This is a genomic window from Streptomyces sp. NPDC005151, from assembly GCF_053599875.1.
In genome coordinates, this window is record NZ_JBSFYR010000011.1 from 25,306 (window position 1) to 42,135 (window position 16,830).

A 16,830-nucleotide genomic window follows, 5' to 3' on the forward strand; every position below is an offset into this window, starting at 1 on the left:
CACTTGATCTTCGCATATGCACACCTTCATGTGTCGTCCGACACCGCTGGACGCAAAAATACCCGGCCCCCAATCAGCTGGGGAGCCGGGTATTTGTCTCGCGTCGGACCGACCGCAGCCGGACCGTCGGGCCCGAGGGTCAGCGCTTGGCGCGCGACGCGGTGCGGCCGCGCTCCTTCTGGTCCAGGACGACCTTACGGATACGGACCGTCTCCGGGGTCACCTCGATGCACTCGTCGTCGCGGCAGAACTCCAGCGACTGCTCGAGCGACAGCTTGCGGGCGGGCACCACGTTCTCCGTGGTGTCCGCGGAAGCCGCACGCATGTTGGTGAGCTTCTTCTCCTTGGTGATGTTCACGTCCATGTCGTCGGCGCGCGAGTTCTCGCCGATGATCATGCCCTCGTAGACCTCGGTGGTGGCCTCCGTGAAGATGACACCGCGCTCCTGGAGGTTGACCATGGCGAACGGCGTCACGACGCCCGCACGGTCCGCCACCAGCGAGCCGTTGTGACGCGTGCGCAGCTCGCCGAACCACGGCTCGTGGCCCTCGAAGAGGGAGTGCGCGATGCCCGTGCCGCGGGTCTGGGTCAGGAACTCCGTACGGAAGCCGATGAGGCCGCGGGACGGGACGATCCACTCCATGCGGACCCAGCCCGAACCGTGGTTCGTCATCGTCTCCATGCGGCCCTTACGGGTCGCCATGAGCTGCGTGATCGCACCGAGGTGCTCCTCCGGCGAGTCGATCGTCATGCGCTCGATCGGCTCGTGCGTCTTGCCGTCGACCTGCTTGGTGACCACCTGCGGCTTGCCGACGGTGAGCTCGAAGCCCTCGCGGCGCATGGTCTCGATGAGAATGGCCAGGGCGAGCTCACCACGGCCCTGGACCTCCCAGGCGTCGGGGCGCTCGGTCTCCAGGACACGGAGCGAGACGTTACCGACCAGCTCCCGGTCCAGACGGTCCTTGATCTGCCGGGCAGTGACCTTGTGGCCCTTGCCGCCCTTGCCGACCAGCGGCGAGGTGTTCGCACCGATGGTCATCGAGATGGCCGGCTCGTCGACCGTGATCAGCGGCAGCGCGATCGGGTTCTCGGGGTCGGCCAAGGTCTCGCCGATCATGATGTCCGGGATACCGGCGATCGCGCAGATGTCGCCCGGACCGGCCTTCTCGGCCGGCTTGCGGGTGAGCGCCTCGGTCATCATGAGCTCGGTGATGCGGACGTTGGACATCGAGCCGTCGCGCTTGATCCACGCGACGGTCTGGCCCTTGCGCAGCTCGCCCTGCTCGACACGGCACAGCGCGATACGGCCGAGGAAGTTGTCGGCGTCCAGGTTGGTGACGTGGGCCTGGAGGGGCGCGTCGTCGTCGTACTCCGGGGCCGGGACCGCGGAGAGGATCGTGCTGAAGAACGGCTCCAGGCTGTCGCTGTCCGGCGGGACGGTACCGTCCTCCGGCTTGGTCAGCGAGGCGACGCCGTCACGGGCACAGGCGTAGACGATCGGGAACTCGATCTGGTCCTCGTCGGCGTCCAGGTCCAGGAAGAGGTCGTACGTCTCGTCGATGACCTCGGCGATCCGGGAGTCCGGACGGTCCGTCTTGTTGATGCAGAGGATGACCGGCAGCCTAGCCGTCAGCGCCTTGCGGAGCACGAAGCGGGTCTGCGGGAGCGGGCCCTCCGACGCGTCGACCAGCAGGACGACCGCGTCCACCATCGACAGGCCGCGCTCGACCTCGCCACCGAAGTCGGCGTGGCCGGGGGTGTCGATGATGTTGATGGTGATGACGTCGCCGCCATCCTTCGGGTGGTACTTGACGGCCGTGTTCTTGGCCAGGATCGTGATGCCCTTCTCACGCTCCAGGTCGTTCGAGTCCATCATGCGGTCGTCGAGGTGCTCGGCGGCGTGCGCGGCGAAGGCGCCCGCCTGCTTGAGCATGGCGTCGACCAGCGTGGTCTTGCCGTGGTCGACGTGGGCGACGATGGCTACGTTACGGATGTCGTGGCGCGTGGGCATGGGTGGCTTGCGCTTCTCTCGGATCGTGGGATCAGGCGTCTTAGTCGGTCTCAAGTCCTGGTACGCCCGCCGGGCGGACGCGCCACGGCTACCCCCCATGGTACGGGGCTGGCGCCGTGGCGGCTTCCTGGGCAAGGGTTACCAGCCGCTCACAGACGGCGACCGACGCCGCCGGCTGCGCGGGCCGCGGCCCGGCCCTTCTCGCCGAACGCCTCGTCACAGCCGACTGCTCAGGTACCCGAAACACTTCAGTTCGCCATATGTCCGACGGTCTGCTCGCCCCTCGCTCCCCCGCTGCGGAGGAGCGAAAATCGGCCTCGACCAGCCGGAGGTGCTGTACGCCACATACCGGCCGTCCGGCCGCGCGGCCGGGGCCCCTGTCCGCCGCCTTCCGGACCGGAGGCGTCTCCCCGCCCTTCGATGCGGTGGCAGCTCATCGCCCTCGCGCTTCGTGTTTCTGCCCCCGTGGTCGTGTCTTCCGGTGAATTTCACCGGCGGTCATGGACACGCTCCCGGCCGGGGGCGGCTCGACGCGGCAGTTGAGCGACTTCGGAGGGGGAGGGGATGCGCAGTGTGGGGGGTGTCCGCACATTGATTGCCCGGGTCAACAGGTAGCCACGACCTTGCCCGCCGAGCGCCTCGGCGGGCAAGGGAATTGAGCCACTTCTGAGCTTCCGCTGCGGTCCTGACCTGCTACTTCTTACGATTCGCGGGGGGTCCTGCCGCTTGCGGCTTCTTGAAACCGATGTCCTGGTAGTGCGGGGCTCCGAAGCCGAAGGCGCCGACATTCGCAAGCTTCTTGTCGGTGGCCACGAGCTGTGGGCGCTGATACAGCGGAATCGATCCTGCAGCCGCCCAGATCCGGGCGTCCGCCTGCTTCATCAGGTCCTGGGCAGCCCCCTCGTCGAGTTCGGAGACCGCCTGGTCGAAGAGCTGGTCGATGTGGTCCGTACCGACGCGGGTGTAGTTCTGCTCGACGAGCAGCGAACCGTCGGTGGCAGGGACCGGCTTGGCGAAGATCGGTCGGTCGTCGGTGGCCGGGTAGGCGGTGGCGGGCCAGGAGTACAGCGCCAGGTCGTAGTCGCCGGAGGCGACATGGTCCTTGAAGTAGCTGGCGTCCGAGACCTTGATGATCTCGGTGTGGATGCCGACCGAATCGAGCATGGCCGAAATCTTGTCCCCCACGGTCCGCAGCGACTCCGAGCCGGGTCCGGACGGCAGGACGAAACGCAAGGTCAGCGACTTACCGTCCTTGCCGAGGGGGCCGCGGACGGAGTCGGCGGCCTTGGCCGGGGCCGCCGGAGCCGCAGTCCCCGCGGGGGCGTAGGCGCCGACGGCGCCGCCCGGCCCGCGCTCCTGGGCGGTGACCTTCCCCCGGGCGCCCTCGACAGGGCTGGTATCGGTGCCGGCGACGGTGCGGGCGTCGGCGTACGCGTCCGAGAAGGTTCCGGCCTGGCGCAGCAGTGCGGCGCTCTGGACGGCGGCGGCCGGAGCGGGGGCGAGGACGCGGCTGAATCCTTCGCCGTCACCCGGCTTGTTGTCGCCGTCGGTCTTCGCGGCCTTCTCTTCCTTCGTGGCCTTGTCCGCCTTCTCCTCAGCTGCCTTGCCCTTCGTCTTCTCGCCCTCGCTGCCCGCCTTCGTGCCTCCGGGCTTCTTCGCCGCGCCGTCCCGGGTCCAGCCGGCGTCCGCCAGCAGCGCCTGCGCCGCCCCGGTGTCCTGGTCGCCGAGCGCCCCACTGCTGTCGTGGTAGCCGCGCTGTCCGGCCACTGCCAGGTGGCTGCCGAGCGGGGCAGCGGGCAGGCCGAGCGGACTCAGTACGGCGTCGGCGAGCTCCTGGCGGTTCAGGGCCCGTGCGACCGCGCGGCGCACCCGGTTGTCGGCCAGTGGCCCGGACTCGCCGTTCAGCGCGAGCTGGGTGTAGGCGGGCTCCAGCGACTTGCGGAGAACGTAGGCGCGCAGCCCGTCCTGCTCGGAGGCGTACACCTCGGCGGCTGCCCTGGTCTTCTCCCTGGCCGCCCGGGCGACCGCCGCCGCGTTCTCGTCCGAGCCGTGCGCCACGGCCCAGGAGCGCATCGCCGCGGCCGGGCCGGTCTCCCAGCCGGGGCCGTGGGTGAGCGGTTGCCCGTTGCCTCCCTTGTCCCGTCCCGCCGCCACGATCCGGTGCGCCGCCGCCGCGTCGACATCGGCGACGTCGACCTTGCCCTCGACCAGCGCCGCAGTACGGTCCCGCGGCTTGACCGCACGGAAGACGATCGAGTCGAGCTTCGCCTGACCGCCCCACCAGCGCGGGTCGCGGACCAGGGTGATGGCGCCCTTCCCCTGGTCCACGCTGCTCAGCCGAAAGGGTCCTGCGGTGGCCTTGAGCGTGGTCCGCGCTCCGTCGTTGAAGGTGCCCGGGGAGCCGGTCATCTCCTTGGGGTACAGCGGGGAGAAGAGGGAGCGCCAGTCCGCGTACGGCTTGGCGAAGGTGACCCGGACCTCCAGGTCGTTGGCGCCGCGTTCGATCCGTTCGATCCGCTCGTAGCCGGCGTTGCGAGCGGTCCAGAACGCCGAGTCCTTGCCGCTCAGCGCCCGCCACTGGGCGACGAAGTCGGGGGCTCCGATCTCCCGGCCGTCGCTCCAGACCGCCTGCTGGTTGAGCCGGTAGAGCACGACCTGCTTGGGCTCGCGCTCGACAACCTTTGCGGATTTCAGATAGTCCCGGTTCATCTGCGGGGTGCCCTTGGCGTCGAGCGGGAAGAGCGTCGGCAGCAGTGCCCCGGTGATGCGTGTGGTGGTGGCGTCGGCGTCCGCCTGGAAGGCGTTGAAGGTCGCGGGCATCGCGTCGATCGCCCAGTTGACCGTGCCTCCCTCGGCGACCTGGCCCCGGCCCGCGGGGGCTACGTCCTGCGGAACGGCGATGGCGGCGGTGGCCTCATCGTCCGAGCTGCCGCACCCGGCGAGCGCGGGAATCGTGAGCACACCTGCGACAAGGAGCGCGAGCGGGCGGCGCTTTCGGACCATCCCGCGCGGGACGCCGACGTGGGACATGGCTGATACCTCCGGGGCCGGCCCGGCCCACCCGTACTCGGATGGACCAGATGATGCGTATTTGGTGGCATTGGCTGTTGATCACACTGGTTCCGCTCATCCAATGAAGGTGCCCACGCGCGCGAGACCGCGCAGACACGGCGCACGGCCCGCGAACCTCACCTGTGCGGCGGAGCGCCGGGCAAAGACGGGGCGGCCCGCTCCCTTCCCAAAAGGGATGTGACGCGCGACACTCGCATGCGCATGAGCATGCCACCCGCTACCGCGGAGGTGAGAGCAAGTCATGTCACTGCAGGACGAGTTGACTGCTGTTCAGCACTGCCTCGACGACCTGGTCCGCACCGTCGGACGTCTGGAGCGGAGCCTTGCGCAGCTGCGCGCGGCCGACACCGGTCCGCAGCCACCCGGACCCGCCGCCGGCACCGACCCCGTCGACGGCGTCATCACGATCACCGAGGCGCCGTACGACGCCACCCTGTGGACGGACTCGGACGACGAGGGTCTGGGCGTCCGCGGCAGGCACGCACCCTAGGAGAGTTCCTTGGCCACCGGCACAGAACCAGGTACGGAACCATCTCGACGCAAGGCCCCCGCGCGGCACGGCGCACGTACCACCCGGCCGTCCGGCGTGCACGACGCGTCGCGGGCCGCCATCGCCGCCCGCCATCTGCGAACCGACCGCTGGTGGCTGGCGCCCGCGGTCACCGCGGGCGGGCTCCTCGCCTTCATCGTCTACTCGACCTGGCGGGCCTTCTCGAACGCCGACTACTACGCCGCCCCCTATGTGTCGCCGTTCTACTCGCCCTGTCTGGCGGAGAACTGCGCCCCCATGCGGCACGGCCCCAACTGGGAAATCTTCGGCAGCTGGTGGGGCCTCTCCCCCGCCCTGCTGATCCTGATCTTCCCGCTCGGCTTCCGGCTGACCTGCTACTACTACCGCAAGGCCTACTACCGGGGCTTCTGGGCATCGCCCCCGGCCTGCGCGGTCGCCGAGCCGCACACGACGTACACCGGCGAGACCCGCTTCCCGCTGATCATGCAGAACATCCACCGGTACTTCTTCTACGCCGCGATGCCGGTCGCCGGGATCCTCACGTACGACACCGTGCTCTCCTTCCGCGACGAGCACTACGCCTGGGGCCACATGGGCCTCGGCTCCCTGATCTTCCTGATCAACATCACGCTGATCTGGGCGTACACCCTGTCCTGCCACTCCTGCCGGCACATCATCGGCGGCAGGCTGCGGCACTTCTCCAAGCACCCCGTGCGCTACCGGCTGTGGGGCTGGGTGGGCCGGCTGAACGCCCGGCACATGCTCCTCGCCTGGGCCTCCCTGATCAGCGTGGCACTCGCCGACTTCTACGTGTATCTCGTCGCCTCCGGCGCCTTCGACGATCCGAGGTTTTTCTGAATGACTGAGCTCGAACGGCAGCAGTGGGACGTCGTCGTGGTCGGTGCCGGAGGCGCCGGGCTGCGCGCCGCCATCGAGGCGCGGGAGCGCGGGGCCCGTACCGCGGTCATCTGCAAATCGCTCTTCGGCAAGGCACACACGGTCATGGCGGAGGGCGGAATTGCCGCCTCCATGGGCAATGTGAACTCCGGGGACAACTGGCAGGTGCACTTCCGCGACACCATGCGCGGCGGGAAGTTCCTCAACCAGTGGCGGATGGCGGAGCTGCACGCAAAGGAGGCGCCGGACCGGGTCTGGGAGCTGGAGACCTGGGGGGCGCTCTTCGACCGTACGCCGGACGGGAGGATCTCCCAGCGCAACTTCGGGGGCCATGAGTACCCGCGGCTCGCCCACGTCGGGGACCGTACCGGCCTCGAACTGATCCGCACCCTCCAGCAGAAGATCGTCTCGCTGCAACAGGAGGACCACCGCGAGCACGGCGACTACGAGGCTCGGCTGAAGGTCTTCCAGGAGTGCACCGTCACGCGGGTGCTCAAGGACGGCGAGCGAAGCGAGAGGGGGGTCCCCCCGGCCGAAGGCTCGGGGGGGAGGGTCAGCGGGGCCTTCTGCTACGAGCGCGAGTCCGGCCGCTTCTTCGTCCTGGAAGCGCCCGCGGTCGTCCTCGCCACCGGCGGCATCGGCAAGTCCTTCAAGGTCACGTCGAACTCCTGGGAGTACACCGGCGACGGCCACGCCCTCGCACTGCTGGCGGGCGCACCCCTGCTGAACATGGAGTTCGTACAGTTCCATCCGACCGGCATGGTCTGGCCCCCGTCCGTGAAGGGGATCCTCGTCACCGAGTCGGTGCGCGGCGACGGCGGGGTGCTGCGCAACTCCGAGGGCAAGCGGTTCATGTTCGACTACATCCCCGATGTGTTCAAGGAGAAGTACGCGCAGTCGGAGGAGGAGGGCGACCGCTGGTACGAGGACCCGGACCACAACCGCCGCCCGCCCGAGCTGCTGCCGCGCGACGAGGTCGCCCGCGCCATCAACTCCGAGGTGAAGGCGGGCCGCGGCTCACCGCACGGCGGCGTCTTCCTGGACGTGTCCACCCGGATGCCGGCCGAGGCGATCAGGCGGCGGCTGCCCTCGATGTACCACCAGTTCAAGGAACTGGCGGATGTCGACATCACGGCGGAGGCGATGGAGGTCGGCCCGACCTGCCACTACGTGATGGGCGGAATCGCCGTCGACTCGGACACCGCGGCAACCGTCGCCGTGCCCGGTCTGTTCGCGGCGGGCGAGGTCGCGGGCGGCATGCACGGCTCCAACCGGCTCGGCGGGAACTCCCTCTCCGACCTACTGGTCTTCGGCCGACGCGCCGGGCTGCACGCCGCCGAGTACGCGAGCGCGATCGGCGACCCGCCGGTGGTGGACGAGGAGCAGATCGACGCGGCGGCGGCGGAGGCTCTGCGTCCGTTCAGCGCCGGGGACCCTGACGCCGCCGGGGGGCCGGCGGAGAATCCGTACACCCTCCACCAGGAACTCCAGCAGACGATGAACGACCTGGTCGGCATCATCCGGCGGGCACCCGAGATGGAACAGGCGCTGGAGAACCTCGCCGAGCTGCGAATACGGGCGCGCCGCGCCGGGGTCGAGGGCCACCGCCAGTTCAACCCGGGCTGGCACCTCGCCCTGGACCTGCGGAACATGCTGCTGGTCAGCGAGTGCATCGCCCGGGCCGCGCTGGAACGCACGGAGAGCCGCGGCGGTCACACCCGCGAGGACTGTCCGACGATGGAGCGCTCCTGGCGGCCGGTCAATCTGCTCTGCCGGCTGTCCGAGGACGGTGCCTTGGCGCTGGGCGGCCGGATCGAACTCGTACGGAAGACGACCGACCCCATCCGACCGGACCTGCTCTCCCTCTTCGAGAAGGAGGAGCTGGTCAAGTACCTCGCCGAAGAGGAGCTGTACGAGTGAGCAGCTACGAAGCCCGGTTCAGGGTCTGGCGCGGCGACACCGACGGCGGTGACCTGCAGGACTTCTCGGTCGCGGTGAACGACGGCGAGGTCGTCCTCGACATCATCCACCGGATCCAGTCCGGCCAGGCGGGCGATCTGGCGGTGCGCTGGAACTGCAAGGCCGGCAAGTGCGGTTCGTGCAGCGCGGAGATCAACGGACGGCCGCGGCTGATGTGCATGACCCGCATGTCGGTGTTCGACCGGGACGAGACGATCACCGTCACTCCGCTGCGGGCCTTCCCGGTGATCCGCGATCTGGTGACGGACGTGACCTTCAACTACACCAAGGCACGGGAAGTGCCCGCCTTCGTACCGCCGGAAGGGGTGAAGGCGGGCGACTACCGGATGCAGCAGGTCGATGTGGAGCGTTCGCAGGAGTTCCGCAAGTGCATCGAGTGCTTTCTCTGCCAGGACACCTGCCATGTGGTCCGCGACCACGAGGAGAACAAGGCGGCGTTCGCCGGACCGCGCTTCCTGATGCGGGTCGCCGAGCTGGACATGCACCCCCTGGACGCCGCCGCCGAGTCGGGACTCGACCGGAAGGCGACGGCGCAGGAGGAGCACGGGCTGGGCTACTGCAACATCACGAAATGCTGTACGGAGGTGTGCCCCGAGCACATCAAGATCACGGACAATGCGCTGATCCCGCTGAAGGAGCGGGCGGTGGACCGCAAGTACGACCCGCTGGTGTGGCTGGGGAACAGGATCCGTCGGCGGGAGGCTCCCTGATGCCGGTCGGCGTCCGCACCGGACGGGTCAGTGACTACATGCTCGCCCTCGACCAGGGCATGATCGCCGCGGCACTGGCCCAGGCGATCCGTCCCGGGCTGCTGCAACGGACCTTCCGGACGGGTGTGTTCCGGTCGAAGGTGCGTCCGCTGCTCGCCAAGGAGCGGTTCTCCATCTGACCCGCGGCGGCGTGCAACGGGGTCAGTTCCAGCCCTCGCGGTACGCCGCCCAGTCACCCTCCCGCGCGGCGAAGTCCACATAGAGCGCGACTCCGAACCGTTCCCGGCCGCGGTCCGTGCGTCCCAGACCCAGTCTGGTGCCGCGGACCGCGGCCTCGGCCGTCTCCGCCGACTCGTGGTGCCCGAGATCGTCCTCGTGGAAGAACGGCAGGCCCATCAGCAGATCGGTCTCCCGGGGGGTCACTTCGAGGGCGAGCGCGGTCTGCTCCGCGACGTAGCCGCCGTACATGCCCTCCAGCGGCATCCAGCTGTCGTACGACATGACGGCGATCTGATCGACACGGCGTGCCACCTGCCCGAAGAACTTCTGCGACCACCACTTGGGGCTGCCGCTGAGCGTGCCCACGACACTGTGCGCGGCGGGCAGCGGGTCGATCTGGTGGGCGGCGACGGAGAGCGGTGCCGTGCGGGCCTGTGTGAGGGCGTGCAGGTCGTCGAGAAGCAAGAGATAGTGCCGGTCGCCCGAGTGCAGGGGTTCGAGGTCGAAGTGGACACCGTCGAAACCGGCATCGAGGATCTGCCGCGCGGAGGCGACCACCGCGGTGCGGGACGCGGACCGGTCCAGACGAAGCCCGTCGGGACCTTCGGTGGCCAGGACGTCGCCGAGCCAGGCCTGCACCCGGATGCCCGGCAGAGTGCGGTGCACGGCATCGAGCAGCCATCGCGCCTTCGGGTAGCGGGTGGTGGGCAGCGTGCCGTTGTGTTCCAGGGGCCCGGCATGGACGTACAGGTCCTTGATCCCGGTCCCGCTGATCCGGGCGGCGAACGCGGCGAGGTCCTTGTCGTTCTTGCGCCCGTCGACCCAGGCGTGGCCCAGCCAGACGGCATCACGGCCGCGGGTACGGGTCCCGGCGCCGGGATCGCCGGAGTAATTGATCCGCAGCGCGGCACCGGCCGTGACCACCGGAATCACGATCACCAGGACGAGGCCGAGCGCGATCCGCCGCGGCCAGGTCTCCCAGAACCGGCTCCAGCGGAACCGGCCCACCCGATTCCGTGGAGCACCGGCCATGCCCCTCATACGCGTACGCACTCCGGTACCCCCTTGATTGTCGGCGTGCCGTGGCAGTATGACCGCCATGACTCCTCCCTGCCGAAAGGCCGATGCCGGGTAAGCGGCCCGGCGCGCTGCGCGCCGCCCAGCAGAGAACGCCCGAATGGCTGTGCGAGCCGGGCAGGATCCACCGGCTCTCCCTCTCCGCCGGCACCGCGATCCGTCGTGTGGAGCATGAGAACGATGCGTACACGGTCTTCCCGGGTGCCACAGCCGTGGCCCTGCGTCGCTGCCACTCCTTCTTCGGCCTCCCGGGCCGCACCCTGTACCCCAGCCTCGCCGACTGCCCCTGCCGGGGCTGCTCGCTCGACGACGTGACCCTTGCCAGGGACGTGCTCGGCGACGTCCTGGCCCTGCTGCCACCCCGGCCGCAGGCCGAGCCGGGGCGCCTCGTCGCCCGAATCGACAGGGAGCTGTTGCGCCGGACCCTCCCCGATCCGCGCGCGCCCGGTCACCCGTGGCGACGGGAGACATGGTGGCGGATGCGGCTGTACGACGGCGTCATCGATCCCCCGCAGTGCGGACCGTAGGACCCCATCGCGGAGGATCACGTCGGGACGACCCCGGGCGGATCGCCGGGTCGCGGGTGACTGAGGGTGGACATAACCTCACAAAGGTGATGCAGCTCGTGAGCCGTACCCGGATTCTCATACCGGGCCGCGCCCTCCTCGCCGTGCTGTTGGCGTTGGGCTGGCTGGCCCTTCCCGCTGCGCCGATCGCCCGTGCGGACGACCCCGTGACGCTGTCCCGGGACGGGCAGATCACCGACAAGGTGGGTGCTCTCGGCGATCGAAGGTCCGAAGTGGCCGCCGCGCTCGACCGTCTCTACGCCGATCGCCGCATCCAGCTCTTCGTCGTGTATGTACGTGACTTCTCCGGCCGTTCCGCGCAGAAGTGGGCCGATGACACCGCCCGTAAGAACGGGCTCGGCCTGGAGGACGTCCTGCTCGCCGTCGCCACACACGACCGGCAGTACGCGTACACCGTCGATCAGGGCTCCCGCCTGACCGACGCCCAGCTTCGGGACGTGGCGAGCACGGCCATCGAACCGGCCCTCAAGGAGCACGACTGGGCGGGCGCCGCCATCGGAGCGGCCGACGGTTATACCGCCGTCCTGGCCGGGAAGCCCGTGCCCACCCCCGCCGTCACACCCGGCGCCGACGATCCCGGGACGGGGAATTCCGGCGGGACGAGCGCCGGGGACCTGCTCCTGCCCGTGGTTCTCGCCGGCGGGGCGGGAGCGGTCGCCGCCTATGCATACGCCCGCCGGAAGAAGCGCACCACGATCCGCACCACTCCTGGCGCGACCGGCTGGGGACAGGGCGCCCCTCCGCCGGAACCGCCGACTCCGCTGCCGGAGCTCGATGCCCGGGCCAAACAGACGCTGGTGGAAACGGACGACGCGGTCCGCACCAGTGAAGAAGAACTAGGTTTTGCCACCGCACAGTTCGGGGAAGAGACCGCCACCCCGTTCACCGGGGCCGTCACGTTCGCGAAAGGCGAGCTGACCGCCGCGTTCCGGTTGCGCCAGCAGCTCGACGACGCCTTCCCCGAGGACGACGCGACGCGCCGTCGGATGCTGGACGAGATCATCAGCCGCTGCACCGAGGCCAACACACGACTCGACGCCGTCTCCGAGGACTTCGACCGGCTGCGCGCACTGGAACGCAACGCTCCGCAGGCCGTGGCCACCGCCGAGTCCGCTTTCCGCACGCTCGCGGGCCGGGTCTCGGCGGCCGACACGGTTCTCACCACTCTGCGCAGCCGGTACGCAAAATCGGCCTCTTCCTCCGTCGCGGGCGATGTCGAACAGGCGAAGGACCGTCTCCTCTTCGCGACCTCGAGTCTCAACCAGGCGCGACAGGCGGTGGACGAGGGCAACAACGCGGCAGCCGCGGTGTACGTACGGGCCACCGAGGGCGCGGTCGGGCAGGCAACCACCCTCGTCGACGCCGTGCACCGACGGGCCCAGGAGCTCGCGGAGGCGGCGGCAAAGCTGCCGGCCGCGCTCACCGAGACAGAAGCCGATCTGGCCGATGCGAGCGGGCTGCTCGAAGGAACCGCGGAAGACGTGCCGACCGCGGATCTGCGGGGCCGGATCGCCCGCGCCCGGTCGGTGCTCGGCGAGGTGAAGAGGGAGCTGGCGGCCGGTCCTTACGACCCCATCGATGCGCTGCGCAGAGTGGAGGAGGCGGATGCGGCGCTCGACGAGGCGCTGGCCGGGGCGCGCGAGCGGGAGCAGGGCAATCTCCGCGCCCAGTCCCTGCTCGACCAGGCGACGCTCACCGCACGCTCGGCGATTGCCGCAGCCGCGGACTACATCACGACGAACCGCGGGGCGGTGGGCAGCCAGGCCCGGACCCGGCTCGCGGAGGCCCAGCGGCGGCTGGAGCGGGCCCGGGAGCTGGCCGGGAACAACGATGCGCAGGGCGCGCTGGCCGAGGCGCATCAGGCGGACTCGCTGGCCGGACAGGCGCAGAGCCTGGCCGAACAGGATGTGCGGGCGTACGGGAACCGGAACGGTCCGGGCGGTGTACAAGGAGGCGGAGGCGGGATGAGCGGGGCAGTCCTCGGCGGGATCATTCTCGGCGGTCTCCTGGGCGGCGGGGGCGGCGGCTACGGAGGGGGGCTCGGGGGCGGATTCGGCGGGAGCGGCGGTGGCGGCGGGCCCGGCAGTTTCGGCGGCGGGGGCACCCGCGGCCGGCGGGGCGGCGGCGGCCGCTTCTGAAACATCGGCGGAGCATGCGCGCGAGCGTTCGGACAGCCCGTACGGCCTGTCTGATTCACGCAACCCATGGAATTCATATGGTCCACACGGTCCATACCAAGGAGAGGTGCCATGACCAAGCAGACCATCCTCGGCCGCGTCACTCAGCTGGCAAAGGCCAACATCAACGCGCTGCTGGATCAGGCGGAGGATCCGCAGAAGATGCTGGACCAGCTGATCCGCGACTACACGGCGAACATCTCGGAGGCCGAACAGGCGGTGGCGGCGACCATCGGCAATCTGCGGCTGATGGAGCAGGACCACCGCGAGGACATCGACGCGGCCAAGGAGTGGGGCGAGAAGGCGCTCGCCGCCAGTCGCAAGGCCGACGAGCTGCGGGCGGCGGGCTCGGCAGCGGAGGCCGACACGTTCGACAACCTGGCGAAGGTCGCGCTCGGCCGCCAGTTGCAGTCGGAGAAGGAGGCGAAGACCGCAGAGCCGACGATCGCCGCGCAGACGGAGGTGGTGGACAAGCTCAAGTCCGGCCTGGACCAGATGAAGAACAAGCTGACGGAGCTGAAGTCCAAGCGGGACGAGCTGGTCGCACGCGCCAAGTCCGCCCAGGCACAGAACCAGATGATGGACTCCGTCAAGAGCATCAATGTGCTGGACCCGACCAGTGAGCTCAGCCGCTTCGAGGACAAGGTGCGGCGAGAGGAGGCGAAGGCGATGGGCAAGCAGGAGCTCGCCGCATCGTCGCTGGACACCCAGTTCGAGCGGCTGGACAGCCTGGGCGACAGCGCCGAGGTCGAGGCCCGGCTCGCCGCTCTGAAAACGGCGTCATGACCGCCGCTCCCGGAGCGGCGGCCGTTCTGACCCCACGTCCCGGTCCCGCGTTCAGAACATGCTCAGCAGCTGCTCGGCCGTGCGCTCTGCGGCCGGTTCCCCGTCAGGCAGCGGCAGTTCGAACCAGACGGTCTTGCCGCGCGGAGTCCGCCTCGAACCCCAGGCCGCACTCAGCAGTCCGACCAGCTGCAGCCCGCGACCGCCCTCGTCCGTGTCGCGTGCTCGGCGTCGCCGCGGCTGGACGAGACCTGCGTCCCATACCTCGCACACGAGCGTACGGTCGCGCAGCAGCCTGAGCCGGATCTCGCCCTCGCCGTAGCGCAGAGCGTTGGTGACCAGCTCACTGACGAGCAGTTCGGTGGTGTCCACCAGGTCATCGAGTTCCCAGGCGAGCAGTTGTCGACGGGCCAGTTCGCGGGCGCGGCCGACGGAGCGGGGTTCGCGCGGCAGCCGCCAGTCGCCGACCGCATCGACCGGCAGCCCCTGGATGCGGGCCATCAGCAGGGCGATGTCGTCCTCACCGTGCCGGGTGTCGAGGGTGGTCAGTACGTGGTCGCAGACGTCCTCGAGCGGGAGCTCGGGTTCGATGAGGGCGTTGCGCAGTGCCTGCAGTCCTTCGTCGAGCGGGTGGTCGCGGGACTCGACGAGACCATCGGTGTAGAGGGCGAGGAGGGCGCCCTCCTTCAGTTCGACCTCGACTTCCTCGAAGGGTTCGCCGCCGACGCCGAGCGGCATCCCGGGTGGGACGTCGAGCAGCAGGGCAGGTTCGCCCGGCTCGACCACAACAGGGGGGAGATGTCCGGCGTTGGCAAAGGTGCACCGCCGGGTGACCGGGTCATAGACGGCGTAGACACAGGTCGCCAGGTAGACCTCGGAGAGATCTGCATCCCGGGCCTTGTGGGACGTCCTTGACGGCCACTGGGCGCCGCCGAGGCCGTCGGAGGGGGTGCTGACACCCGGGGTGCCCAGACCGCGGGCGACCTCGTCGAGGGCGGCGAGCACCTCGGCGGGTTCCAGGTCGAGGAGGGCCAGGGTCCTTACTGCGGTGCGCAGTTCGCCCATGGCGACGGCTGCCCGCAGTCCACGGCCCATGACGTCGCCGACCACCAGGGCGGTGCGGTGTCCGGGGAGTTCGATCACGTCGAACCAGTCGCCGCCGACCTCGGTCGCGGTGTTGCCGGGGAGATAGCGGCAGGCGATGTCGAGACCGGCGGCCTCGGGATCGCCCGGTGGCAGCAGGCTGCGCTGGAGGATGAGCGCGCGTTCGTGCTCGCGCCGGTAGAGGCGGGCGTTGTCGATACAGACGGCGGCGCGGGCGGCAAGTTCGGTGGCGAGGGCCCGGTCGCGTTCGCCGAAGGGTTCGCTGCCCTTGGTGCGGGAGAACTGAACGAGGCCGACGACGGTGTCATGGGCGACCATCGGAACGGCAAGGGTGGACTGGACGAAGCCGCTGTCGTCGCCGGGGACGTCCTTGATGTGGCCGGTCCGCAGGGCTATGGAACAGGGGGAGTTGAAGGAGTAACGGTGGACGGCGCCCAGGGCGGGCGGGTCGATGGCACCGTCGGTCGAGGCGCTGTCCGGGGCAGTGGCCGACAGGATATCCGACACGGCGCTGGCGAAGGCGACACGGCGCAGTTCCGCGGATCCGCCGACGGACTCGTGGTGGAGCGAGCCCCAACTGCCGGGCGGGGCCTCGTCACCGGTGAGCAGACCCTGGTAGAGGTCGACCGAGGCGAGGTCGCAGAAGCCGGGTACAGCGACGCCGAGGAGTTCGCGGGCGGTGGTCTCCAGGTCGAGGGAGTTGCCGATGCGGGCGCCGGCCTCGTTGAGCAGGGCAAGGTTGCGGCGGGCGCTGGCGGCCTCGCGGGCGGCGATGTGTCGGCGGGTGACATCAGTGGCCAGTCCGGCTATGCCGATGGGGCGGCCTGCTCCGCTGTGCACGCGGTAGAGGTTCATCGACCAGTGGCGGCTCTCGGAGTCGCCCGGTGCGGTGCCGACGAGTTGGAGATCGGTGACGGAGTCGCCGGTCTCCAGAACCCGCCTGAGTGTGGCGGTGAGCCGCTCGGCCTCGGGGCGGGCGAGATAGTCGTCGATCGTGCGGCCGCGGTGGTCGTCGGCCTGGCCGCCGAAGACGGTGGCGAAGCGCTGGTTGGCGCGCACGACCGTGAAGTCTGTGCCGAACAGCACGAAACCGAAGGGAGATTGTCCGAAAATGGCCTGCGATGCGGCAAGGTCCGTCTCGATACGCCGAAGGGCGCGGACGTCCACGACGATGCAGAGGGCGGCCGGTTCCCCGCTCTCTGTCTCGCTGGGCATGACATAGACCTCGGCGAGACCGTGCACGGCGTCCTCGCCCGGCATCCGGAAGGGGACGAGGCCCGTCCACTCCTTGCCGTCGAGTATCTCGCCGACCCGGCGATGACCGCCGGTACGCAGCTCTGCGGGCATAAAGGTCTCGACCGGGTCCCTGCCCACCGCCTCGTGCGCGGCAATGCCGAAGAGGCCGGCGGCCCGGCGGCTCCACTGCTCGATCAGCCCGTCGGGGCCGATCGAGAAGGAGGCGACCCTGATGTAGTCATAGATCGAGCCAGGCGGGCTGCTCTGCCACACGACGTCGCCCGCTGTCCCAGGTATTTCGCTCACGCGACCGTCCCCTCCAGCTCACACACCGGACCGGTCCTGCCCGCAGTATTCAGCACTACGGCGCTTACCGACACGGCGTTCACGATCACAGCACGGCCACAGTCCCTTTCAGTCAGGTTCTGCCCGACCTCTGGTGATCGCTGTGCGTCCCACCCCACTC

Annotated in this window: 11 protein-coding genes and 1 pseudogene; 8 read left to right on the forward strand and 4 right to left on the reverse strand. The window is 69.7% G+C overall.

What is annotated here, in order from left to right; genetic code table 11:
• Window positions 1-139: 139 nt before the first annotated feature.
• Both typA and ACWD6R_RS08950 read right to left on the reverse strand, forming a co-directional pair.
• Window positions 140-2,011 carry a translational GTPase TypA gene (gene typA / locus ACWD6R_RS08945; protein WP_451818081.1) on the reverse strand — a complete coding sequence of 624 codons (1,872 nt, stop codon included), beginning with the start codon at window positions 2,009-2,011 and terminating at the stop codon, window positions 140-142.
• Window positions 2,012-2,704: 693 nt separating this feature from the next.
• Window positions 2,705-5,041, reverse strand: coding sequence for an ABC transporter family substrate-binding protein (locus ACWD6R_RS08950; protein ID WP_451818082.1), 2,337 nt, complete (start codon window positions 5,039-5,041; stop codon window positions 2,705-2,707).
• 283 nt (window positions 5,042-5,324) lie between these two features.
• Here ACWD6R_RS08950 and ACWD6R_RS08955 point away from each other — a divergent pair, with 283 nt between their 5' ends.
• The 5 genes and pseudogenes from ACWD6R_RS08955 to ACWD6R_RS08975 form a co-directional block, all read left to right on the forward strand.
• Window positions 5,325-5,573, forward strand: coding sequence for a hypothetical protein (locus ACWD6R_RS08955; protein WP_451818083.1), 249 nt, complete (start codon window positions 5,325-5,327; stop codon window positions 5,571-5,573).
• 9 nt (window positions 5,574-5,582) lie between these two features.
• Window positions 5,583-6,452: a hypothetical protein gene (locus tag ACWD6R_RS08960; RefSeq protein WP_451818084.1), complete on the forward strand. Its 870-nt coding sequence runs from the start codon at window positions 5,583-5,585 to the stop codon at window positions 6,450-6,452.
• Window positions 6,453-8,411: a fumarate reductase/succinate dehydrogenase flavoprotein subunit gene (locus ACWD6R_RS08965; RefSeq protein WP_451818085.1), complete on the forward strand. Its 1,959-nt coding sequence runs from the start codon at window positions 6,453-6,455 to the stop codon at window positions 8,409-8,411.
• Window positions 8,408-9,181 carry a succinate dehydrogenase/fumarate reductase iron-sulfur subunit gene (locus ACWD6R_RS08970; RefSeq protein ID WP_451818086.1) on the forward strand — a complete coding sequence of 258 codons (774 nt, stop codon included), beginning with the start codon at window positions 8,408-8,410 and terminating at the stop codon, window positions 9,179-9,181. The genes ACWD6R_RS08965 and ACWD6R_RS08970 overlap by 4 nt, the downstream gene beginning before the upstream one ends.
• A 5-nt stretch (window positions 9,182-9,186) precedes the next feature.
• A pseudogene (locus ACWD6R_RS08975) lies at window positions 9,187-9,360 on the forward strand (glucoamylase family protein); the annotation flags it as partial.
• 22 nt (window positions 9,361-9,382) lie between these two features.
• Here ACWD6R_RS08975 and ACWD6R_RS08980 read toward each other — a convergent pair.
• Entirely contained in the window at window positions 9,383-10,501 is a 1,119-nt protein-coding gene (locus tag ACWD6R_RS08980; RefSeq protein WP_451818087.1) for a hypothetical protein, read from the reverse strand.
• A gap of 23 nt (window positions 10,502-10,524) precedes the next feature.
• Here ACWD6R_RS08980 and ACWD6R_RS08985 point away from each other — a divergent pair, with 23 nt between their 5' ends.
• The 3 genes from ACWD6R_RS08985 to ACWD6R_RS08995 all read left to right on the forward strand — a co-directional run bounded on the left by ACWD6R_RS08985 (window position 10,525) and on the right by ACWD6R_RS08995 (window position 14,027).
• Entirely contained in the window at window positions 10,525-11,004 is a 480-nt protein-coding gene (locus ACWD6R_RS08985) for a hypothetical protein (RefSeq protein ID WP_451818088.1), read from the forward strand.
• Window positions 11,005-11,102: 98 nt separating this feature from the next.
• Entirely contained in the window at window positions 11,103-13,202 is a 2,100-nt protein-coding gene (locus tag ACWD6R_RS08990) for a TPM domain-containing protein (RefSeq protein ID WP_451818089.1), read from the forward strand.
• 111 nt (window positions 13,203-13,313) lie between these two features.
• Entirely contained in the window at window positions 13,314-14,027 is a 714-nt protein-coding gene (locus tag ACWD6R_RS08995) for a PspA/IM30 family protein (protein ID WP_451818090.1), read from the forward strand.
• Between the two features lie 51 nt (window positions 14,028-14,078).
• Here the strand turns inward: ACWD6R_RS08995 and ACWD6R_RS09000 are convergent, their stop codons facing one another.
• The gene (locus tag ACWD6R_RS09000; RefSeq protein WP_451818162.1) at window positions 14,079-16,637 is read right to left on the reverse strand and encodes a SpoIIE family protein phosphatase; all 2,559 of its coding nucleotides are present in this window, start codon (window positions 16,635-16,637) and stop codon (window positions 14,079-14,081) included.
• Window positions 16,638-16,830: the final 193 nt, after the last annotated feature.